The organism is Methanoculleus sp., assembly GCF_035363275.1.
Lineage (GTDB): Archaea > Halobacteriota > Methanomicrobia > Methanomicrobiales > Methanoculleaceae > Methanoculleus.
The window spans coordinates 1-8417 of sequence record NZ_DAOSET010000075.1 but is presented as its reverse complement, the minus strand read 5'-3'; the positions used below and the strand labels follow the sequence as shown (position 1 = coordinate 8417).

The 8417-nt window shown below is 63.7% G+C and carries 13 protein-coding genes; 4 read left to right on the top strand and 9 right to left on the bottom strand.

Annotated elements, in window-relative coordinates; all coding sequences use genetic code 11:
- Positions 1–192: pro-sigmaK processing inhibitor BofA family protein (locus PLN84_RS12040; protein WP_348532107.1), on the top strand; the 192-nt coding region annotated here is incomplete at its 5' end.
- 17 nt (positions 193–209) lie between these two features.
- Here PLN84_RS12040 and PLN84_RS12035 read toward each other — a convergent pair.
- Positions 210–695 (bottom strand): NAD(P)H-dependent oxidoreductase, encoded by a 486-nt coding sequence (locus tag PLN84_RS12035; RefSeq protein ID WP_292384140.1) that lies wholly within the window; start codon positions 693–695, stop codon positions 210–212.
- A 97-nt stretch (positions 696–792) separates the two neighbouring features.
- Between PLN84_RS12035 and PLN84_RS12030 the strand changes: the two genes are divergently transcribed.
- Positions 793–972 carry a hypothetical protein gene (locus PLN84_RS12030; protein WP_292384141.1) on the top strand — a complete coding sequence of 60 codons (180 nt, stop codon included), beginning with the start codon at positions 793–795 and terminating at the stop codon, positions 970–972.
- A 7-nt stretch (positions 973–979) separates the two neighbouring features.
- Here PLN84_RS12030 and PLN84_RS12025 read toward each other — a convergent pair whose 3' ends face one another.
- A complete protein-coding gene (locus PLN84_RS12025; protein ID WP_292384142.1) occupies positions 980–2008 on the bottom strand; it encodes a 2-dehydropantoate 2-reductase in 1029 nt (342 codons plus the stop codon).
- A 185-nt stretch (positions 2009–2193) separates the two neighbouring features.
- On the opposite strand from PLN84_RS12025, the gene PLN84_RS12020 reads away from it, so the two are divergent.
- Positions 2194–3024 (top strand): restriction endonuclease, encoded by an 831-nt coding sequence (locus PLN84_RS12020; RefSeq protein WP_292384143.1) that lies wholly within the window; start codon positions 2194–2196, stop codon positions 3022–3024.
- 4 nt (positions 3025–3028) lie between these two features.
- Here PLN84_RS12020 and PLN84_RS12015 read toward each other — a convergent pair whose 3' ends face one another.
- Both PLN84_RS12015 and PLN84_RS12010 read right to left on the bottom strand, forming a co-directional pair.
- Positions 3029–3940 (bottom strand): metallophosphoesterase, encoded by a 912-nt coding sequence (locus PLN84_RS12015; protein ID WP_292384146.1) that lies wholly within the window; start codon positions 3938–3940, stop codon positions 3029–3031.
- Positions 3941–3998: 58 nt separating this feature from the next.
- Positions 3999–4664, bottom strand: a complete 666-nt coding sequence (locus PLN84_RS12010) for a hypothetical protein (protein ID WP_292384148.1) — start codon at positions 4662–4664, stop codon at positions 3999–4001.
- A gap of 214 nt (positions 4665–4878) precedes the next feature.
- Between PLN84_RS12010 and eif1A the strand changes: the two genes are divergently transcribed.
- Positions 4879–5205 (top strand): translation initiation factor eIF-1A, encoded by a 327-nt coding sequence (gene eif1A / locus PLN84_RS12005; protein WP_292384175.1) that lies wholly within the window; start codon positions 4879–4881, stop codon positions 5203–5205.
- Positions 5206–5300: 95 nt separating this feature from the next.
- On the opposite strand, the gene PLN84_RS12000 is transcribed toward eif1A, so the two are convergent.
- From PLN84_RS12000 to PLN84_RS11980, 5 genes are all read right to left on the bottom strand, one after another.
- Positions 5301–6062 carry a hypothetical protein gene (locus PLN84_RS12000; protein ID WP_292384150.1) on the bottom strand — a complete coding sequence of 254 codons (762 nt, stop codon included), beginning with the start codon at positions 6060–6062 and terminating at the stop codon, positions 5301–5303.
- 29 nt (positions 6063–6091) lie between these two features.
- Complete coding sequence (locus PLN84_RS11995) at positions 6092–6544, bottom strand: hypothetical protein (RefSeq protein ID WP_292558945.1); 453 nt, start codon at positions 6542–6544, stop codon at positions 6092–6094.
- Entirely contained in the window at positions 6525–6908 is a 384-nt protein-coding gene (locus PLN84_RS11990; RefSeq protein WP_292384153.1) for a hypothetical protein, read from the bottom strand. The genes PLN84_RS11995 and PLN84_RS11990 overlap by 20 nt, the downstream gene beginning before the upstream one ends.
- Positions 6896–7426 carry a hypothetical protein gene (locus PLN84_RS11985; protein WP_292384155.1) on the bottom strand — a complete coding sequence of 177 codons (531 nt, stop codon included), beginning with the start codon at positions 7424–7426 and terminating at the stop codon, positions 6896–6898. The genes PLN84_RS11990 and PLN84_RS11985 overlap by 13 nt, the downstream gene beginning before the upstream one ends.
- On the bottom strand, positions 7420–8417 hold a 998-nt coding region (locus tag PLN84_RS11980), incomplete at its 5' end, for a hypothetical protein (RefSeq protein WP_348532105.1). The genes PLN84_RS11980 and PLN84_RS11985, both read right to left, overlap by 7 nt.

Here is an 8417-nt window from a genome sequence, read left to right as displayed (position 1 = left end):
GGCCTCATCATCAACGCCGTCGTGGGCGTGATCCTGCTCTGGCTCATCAACCTCCTCAACCTGATGAGCCTCGTCGGCCGGCCCGATATCCCGATCAACCTGATCACCGTCCTCATCTGCGCAATCGGCGGTGTCTTCGGCGTCTTGATCACGGTGGTGCTGCACCTCCTCGGGATACCGCTGACGCTGTGAGGGGCGCCGGGCCCCGCTTACACGGCCGGCACGGGAGCCTTCGCGATCGTCCGGGCGAACTCCTCGATCGTCCGGTCGATACGCCCGGCATCGACGTCGCTCTCCAGTGTCACAGTTGAGGAGACGAACCGCATCCCCTTTGCTTCGAGCGCTTTCCTCACGATCGCGATGGCGTTCTCGCCCCCCGATCCCCCCATCTCAGCGAGGACCGAGAAAGGTTTTCCCCGGCCGTTCGTGACCCGGGAGAGGTACTCGTTGACGTAGGGCGGGATCTTCCGCGACCAGACCGGGGTTGCGACGACCAGGAGATCGACGTCGGCCAGGTCCGCCTGCACCGGCTGAATCGGCGCCCGCATTCCAAGCATCGACATCATTCCCTTCCTGAACATCCCTACCTCAGCGACCGGCCTGATCTCGGCAAGCCCGGCCCCCACCCGCTTCGCGAGGGTCGCCGCCACCTTCTCCGTATGCCCCTGCCAGGAGTAGTACACGATGAGTATCATCACGTTCACCCCGCACGGGTTGTCTACACTCCTCCCATATAGGCCTGGTGACCGGGGCGCGGAACGTTCATATCTCCAGCGTCGAGAAGATCAGGGCATGCAGGAGTACGGCCCGGGGATCCTCGGCGAGGTCCGGTTCGCCCGCCAGGACGGCGGCTACTATGTGCAGCTCTACGACCGGGAAGGAAGACCCGTCGGCAAAACCGGGCTCTGGAGGACCGAGGCGAAGGCGCGGGAGGCGGCCCGGCGGCTCGCGGCGAAACTGGCCGGGGAGTGAGCGCCCCTCACCGGGTCACCGGGTGCGCCTCAGCGTAGCGGACGAGGCCGGCGATGCACCGGTTGTGCGGCGTCGCGATGCCGTGCCGCTCCCCGAGGCGCGCGACGTAGCCGTTCAAGAGGTCGATCTCCGTTCGGCGGCCCAGCCGGAGGTCGTAGTACATGGAGGGGTAGACCGCGGCGAAGTCGGGCACCTGCACCGAGAAGAGGTGAGCGAGGTAGTCGTCGGCGGTTGCCCAGGGAAGCCGCACCCCTTCGGCGCCGGCGACGGCGAAAGTCTCGCGGATGAGGGCGGCGACGGTCTCGCGGATGTTCCCGTCGGCGGCCACCTCGACCGGGGCCGCGAGGAGGGCGCAGAGCGGGTTCACCGCGATGTTGAGGAGAGCCTTCGCCCATTTTCCCGACCGGATATCGGCGTCCGCCTCGACCGGGATGCCGGCGGACCGGACGATCTCGATCAGGCGGCCGGGAGCCTCGCCAGCCCCGGCGGACCAGGCCCCGAGGCGCATCGGGGCGCTCTCGCTTGAGACCCGGACGTGTCCCGGGCCCACGACCGCGAAGTTCGTCGTCACGGTCCCGCCGATGACGGTGTCGGTGTAGTCTGCAATGATCTCCTCGTTTCCGATGCCGTTCTGGAGGCTTGCCGTCGGCCGGCCACGGATGATACCGGCATACTCCTCGCAGACCGCCCGGGTGTCGGTGCCCTTCGCGGTGATGACGACGAAGTCGACCGCGGGGGGGACCTCTTCCGGCGCGGAGACGGGGATGACCCCCCTGACGGTGCCGTCTCCCCAGATCCCTTCCATGACGAGGCCCCGGTCCCGGATCGCGCCGGCGTGCACCGGCCGGCAGGCCGCGTAGACCCCCGCCACTCCCGAGAGCCTCCCGGCGACCGCGAGGCCGACGGCCCCTGCGCCGAGGATCAGGATGACCGGGCGTTGTAACGTTTCCATTCTCTCAAATACCTCTTTGACGCGGGAGACGATAAGAGCAAGCCCGGCCGGAACCGGTGGTATGGGGCGGACGTGCTCAACCATCTCCCTACCTTACGCCCCCGGGGCGGCAACCGGGTCGCCCTGCTCTTCATCGACCTTGCGGACCTCCGTCCCGGGGCTATCGTCGATCGACAGGCTCCGGGTCACCTCGATCGCCTGGTGGGCGCCGTTTCTCGGAAGGACAGGAGCGAACGCTTTTCTTATCCGGTGCCAAGTATTCGTACCTGATGAAGCATGTCACGAAGGCCGACGGCACCCTGCAGCCGTTCGACTCCGGGAGGGTGCGGCGGACACTCCGCAACATGGGCCTTGGCGAGGAGGATGCCGACCGGATCGCCGGCGAAATCGAGGAGGAGGTGCTGGACGGGGTCAGGACCGCGGCGGTCCTCCGGATGATCCGCGCCCGCGCAAGGGCTGTCCGCCCTGCCGTTGCCCACCGCACCAACCTCCGGAGAGCGCTCGCCCTCCTCCGCCCGAAACCGGAGTTCGAGGAGTTCGTGCGGGTCCTCCTCCGGGAGCACGGCTACCGCGTGGAGACCGGGTGCATCCTTGCCGGCCGGTGCGGGGAGCACGAAGTGGACGCCATCGCCTACCGGGACGCCATCACGTTCTTCGTCGAGGTGAAGCACCACGCGAACCATCACCGGATGACCGGCCTCGACGAAGGGCGGATCGCCCGGGCGATCGTCGAGGACCTCCAGGAGGGGTTCCGGTCAGGGAGGTGCTCCGTCTCGATCGACGGTGCCCTGATCGTCTGCAACACCAAACTCTCTGAACACGCAAAACGCTACGCGACCTGCCGGGGGATCGGGCATATCGGGTGGGATTACCCCGAGGAGAAGAACCTCCGGACGATGATCGAGGATACCGGGTCCTACCCGGTCACCATCGTCAGCGGGGTGAGCCCGTCGGTCTCCACCCGGCTCGCCGCCGCCGGGATCCTCACGGCAAAACAGGTCGCCTACGGTGATGCTGCAACGATCGCCCACGATGCGGGCCTCTCCCTCCGGGAGACGCTGCTGATCGCCGAACGGGCGCGTGCGATCCTCGAACCGTAGGCGGTCAGGCGATGGCCTGGAGCTGCTCGTCGGTCGGGTTGATCAGGACGATCTCGGGCGGGCAGTTGAACCGGAGGTCCACCCCGGCGACGTCCGCGCTGCAGACCCCGCGGGAGATGTAGGTCGGCGTCCCGTTCGTCTCGAACATCCCCGCGAGCTCGACGACGCCGTAGTCGTTCAACTGCGCCACGACCGGGAAGAGGAACTGCCCGCCGTGGGTGTGGCCGGCGAGGATGAGGTCGGCGCCCCAGTCGGCCCGGCAGGACGGTTCGTGAACAAGGTAGATGGTGAACGTGTCGGTCGCCGGGACGTCGGGCGGGTCCGCCATCCCGGCCCAGCCATCGTCGACCCCGACGATGACGACCTCTTCGCCCCCGGCGGAGACCTGAACGTAGTCGTTCCTGAGGACGTGGACGCCATTCTCTTCGAGCGTCCCCGCGAGCCCGTCGGCAAACGCGGTATCGGCGGAGCCGTCGTTCAAGGCGGAGAGATCATACCCGGCGACAGGGGCGTTGACCAGGGTCCGGACGGCAAGCATCTTCTCAATGCCCGCCGTGCCGTCGGTCCCCACACGGTAGTCATGGTTCCCGAGGACGGCGTAGGTCGGTGCATCGAGCGACCGCCACACCTCCTGGGCGGCGAAGTCCGACTCCTCGCCGGTGACGAAGTCGCCGCCGATCAGGACGATCGACGGGTCTAGCCGGTTGACCTCGGCGATCACCTCCCGGACGTGGTCGATGTTCGAAGGCCGGACGTGGGGGTCGGTGATATAGACGATGCCTTCGGGCGCCCCGTCGATCTCAAGTACGGTCACGTCGACGGCGCGTGCTTCCCAGGCCATGTAGCCGGTCATGGACGGGAGCAGGATGAGCATGAACAACGCCAGGTGTCGTGTGTCCGGGGCCTTCAGGGTCACTATATTTTATTCGCCCTCATGAATATAAATAGAATCCGGCCGGTCGGCGCCGGGCGGATCACCGGCCATGAACCTGATCGACCGGATCGCTCACGACGTCGGCCGGCATCACATCGGGGGGCAGTTCGGCGAAGAACCGGATAAACTGCTGTCCCTCTGCCCGCGAAAGAGCAATAGCGGCGAAGACGGCCACGATCGCCGCACCGACGAGGTCCATGATCAGGTCGACCATGGTATCCGTGTTCCCGTGCTGGAGGCCCGTATCGAAGACCTCGTCGGCCACGAACTCGTAGATCTCCCATGCCGCCCCCGCTGCCAGCGTCGTGATCAGGATGAAGACGACGGCGACCGGTATCGTCAGCCGCACCTCCCCCCGGCGGTCGGCGAGGGCCACGATGAAGAAGGCGATGAGCGCGATGGTGGCCGAGGAGACGAGGTGGGTCAGTTTGTCGTAGTAGGGCGCGAGGCTGATGTAGTAGCCCGCGACGTGCCCCATGACGTGGAGGTAGAGGGAGACGGCGACGAAAAGGTTGACTTCCCAGGGCAGGCAGAGGCGCAGGTTCCGCGTCATGAGGGTCGGCGCCATCGTCAGGAGGAAGGCAAAGCCGGCCGAGAACCCGAGGAAGTATTCGCCTGCGGTGATGCTGGAGGCTGCGGCGAGGAGGATGAGCCCCTGGATGAAGTAGGTGAGGTAGATCCCGCGCGGCGGGTCCGAGCACGCCATGGGTCTTCTGAGAAGTGATCCCGGGCATCATACATAACCGTCCCGGTGGTGGTCCCGGGTGTCGGGCGATCGTCCCCGGATACCGGACCGAACAGGCAGGACCACCGGCCGTTGCGGTCGCCTCCACATTCCCGGGAGAATAGTTGATAAGGTCAGCAGGTGTATAAATTGGACACGCAAGGGACCAAACACTCTGGAATATGGGGTTGATGATCTGACGGATGCCACGAAGCGTAAACCCGAATCCAATGGAGGGCCGGCGGGAGAGGAGATCGTCCGCGTGCGCCTGCCGAACAAGAGGAACCGGGAGATGTTCGCAAGCGCCGAGCTGATGCTCGGGGCAAACCATATCAAGATCCGCTGTTTCGACGGGGTGACCCGCACCGGGCGGATCAAGGGTAAGATCAAGAAGAAGGTCTGGATCCGGGAGGGGGATGTTCTGATCGTCGTCCCGTGGAGTTTCCAGGACGAGAAGTGCGATATCGTCTACCGCTACACGAGGCCCCAGGTGGAGTGGCTCCGGAAGAACCGGTATCTCTGACATTCTTTTTTTGCAACGTCGCCTCTCATCTCGTACAGCAAAAGCAGGACGGAGAGCGGGTATCCTCTTCTGCGTGAGTGAGGGTTCAAAAAAGGTTAGATGCCGTGGATCTTGATCTCGTACTCTTTTACGACGAGTTTCATAACATCCGACCGGGTGTAGGTGCCGCCCGAATCGTCCATCTTCAGCGAACTGCCGGTCAGGTAGTTCTTCCACGCTACAGAGTTATCGGCATCATCCGGGTACTCTACTATGACGCTTTCGGCATCACCGGGAGGCTTGTGTATGGTCATGTTCTCCAGGCTCATCCTCACCGTCGTCATCCCGGACTTCGCCATCGGTTCGTCGGTGCTGATGTTCATGATGTAGACGACGAACGTCGTTGTGGGTGGGGTCGTTGTCGTGTCGACGTCATAGAACCATCGTGGCTCGGCGAGCATAGCCGAACCTCTCGCATCCTCCTGGCGCGTCATCACCGCACCGTTCTCGAGGGTGATCACCTCGGTCCCGCGGTCGGAGCGGTAGACTAATGCACCGGGATGGAACTCAATAGGCCCGAAATCCTTAGCGGAGATACTGAATCCCGGCGTCGACGGGTCGGCGCCGATCACCGCGAGCGTCCCCCCGCTCACCTGGAGCGACGTCTCCTTGTAGGGGACGTTCTTGAAGCAGAGGCTCTTCATATCGTTCTGGATGACGATCATCGCCCGCTCCATATTCTTCACGTCGGTGTTGCTCTGCTCCTTGACGAGCACCGGGTAGCCGTAGAGCGTGACCAGGCCGATGCCGCTGATGACGATCCCGAGGATCAGGATAAACCCGATCGCCTCGGAGACCGCCTTCTCGTTTATCTTCACGGATATTCGCCTCCTTAAGACTCTCAGTGTCATGTGGGAAACCCTCCTGAGTCGTACTGAATCACGTTCCATCCTGCACCGGTGGTGTTGCCGACGACGCCCTTCGTCGCCCCGATGCCGCCGATGGCGACTTTGCTTCTGATGCTGCCGCCCTGGACCTGGATCGCCTGGCTGGTCCCGTTCATCGCGACGTCCACGAAGTAACCCTTCCCGGCGACGTCGTCGGGGATGTCGAACTTCGTCTCGATGGTCCCGTTGCCGGGCGCGATCACGTAGAGGTCCACGATCCGGGTGCTGACCCCGTTCCCGATGTCCACGAAGGCGTGGTAGCGGAGCTTGTCCGCCGGCCCCTCCATGAAGACGGCGTTGACGGTGAACATCATCACGATCATCAGCACGAGCAAGACGCCGCTGATGATGATATACTCCAGAAGCCGGGTGACGCCATCCTCGTTCGCCGGCTCAGTAATACACGGTCTCATTGTATACCGTCACCCCGTTGTTGTAATGGATCTTGACCGGGTGGAGCCAGCGGCCGGAGACGTGCTGCGGGTCGCCCGCCGAGAAACTCACCACGGCGTTCTTCCGCTCGAGGGAAATCGCGACGATGTCTTTCTGAATGTCTGCACACTGTCCGGGGGCCAGGGTCGTGGAGGCATTGACGTAGTCGAAGACCGCCTCCCGCAGGTCCCGGATATCGTTCTTCGAGAACTCGAGCACTCCCTCTGCGGTCGTCTGCCCGACGAGCGCCGACTGGTTGATGATCAGCGCGAGGAAGAACATCCCGACCGCGACGAGGAGGCCCATCAGGACGATCCACTGGCCGTCTTCGTTCATGCACGCCATAACAGCACCTCCACGAGGACGGCTTTAGAGCGGGTGTTTGACATATCAATAGGTATGCCGGGGGGCTTCTCAGTTGGCAACTGCACCCACCGGGTCACCCGGACCGTGTTCTCGCGCCCGGTGAACTCCGGGTCCGGCGAGGAGAGCGGAGTCGTGTTTACGCTGCCGCCCGTTGTTCTGTAGGAGAGGTAGACCTGGGCCCGGAGGTTATCATCCGGGTCTCCGGATCGCATCTTACAGCCGGCGAGGAACCTGTCCCGGAGAGTGTTACCTCCCATCATGACTCTGGTTCCGTTCTTGACAAACCCGACCAGCTCGCTCGTACCTCTGTTGGTATCCGGCGTATCCATCATCGCCAGCACGTCGCTCCCGAGCTGCTCAAGCTGCATATCCGGTATGTGCGTATCCCCCGCGGTGTAGACGCTCGTCGTGCTGACGACGATATACGCCGTCAGGAGCATGATGACCCCGGCCGCAATCCCCTCCATCGTGTAGAGCTGCCCCGCGTCGTTCACCATATCGCCACCTCCAGGACCCCGGTCGAGAGAACGGGGAGGATATCGTCATCATAGTCGTAGGTGCCGTTCAGCGTGGTCCGCTGATCAGGGCTGTCATCGAAGACGAACCGGATATCCAGGATGCTGTTCTGGTCCAGGGTGAAGAGCGAGGTCGCCGCCGGGTTCAGGACCAGAGAGATATTGGAGTTGACCGGCACGTCCGGTTTGAGCGAGTGCGGGGTCTGGGTGCCGTCGATGCGCAGGGTGTAGAGGTCCGGGTCCGTCGTGTCGTACGAGAACGGGATGCGGGTGAACCGCGGGTTCGGCCTCGTCGGGTCCATCTTCCAGAACGTCACGTTCTGGAGCGTCGCTCCCGTGTTGGAATCGATGAGATACCCGGTCATATTGATATTGACCGTCACCGGATCGGTCCTCGGATCGATCCGGTAGGCGGCGCTGACGGACTGGTTCAGCAGCTGGCTGAAGTTGAGCCGGACGGTGAACATCGGGGGGATCGAAGGGTTAAGTGTGGTATCATTGTAGTCGTCGTCATAACCGATCTCCGCCACCCCGGGCTCCTTGATCTTCACCACCCGGCGGATGTAGCCGTAGCCGGGGGGGAGGGGATCGCCGGTCTGATTGAGCTCGTAGCTCCCATCCGGGTTTGAGATGTTGAGCGAAAAATTGTAGGAGTAAGGAATGTCGCCGAAGATCGCCTTGCTGCGGTAGTCCTCCGGGGCGAAGAACCCCGCTTCAAAGAACCTCTCCACCTTCGCCGAGAGGAGGATGTTCGGGGTCTCCTTGGAGACCGCAAGCCCCATCCGCTGAATCTCGTCCTTATGATCCGGATCGTTCATCTCCCAGGGGGGATAGACCGGCCAGCCGGGGTCCTCGACGAGGATCACCCCCGTCCGGTAGGCGACTGCGTCGTAGTCGATCCCGCTGCTCTCGAGGCCTGCAAGGAGCCCCGGCACCATGCTCACCACCATGATCAGGGCGAGCATGAAGATCG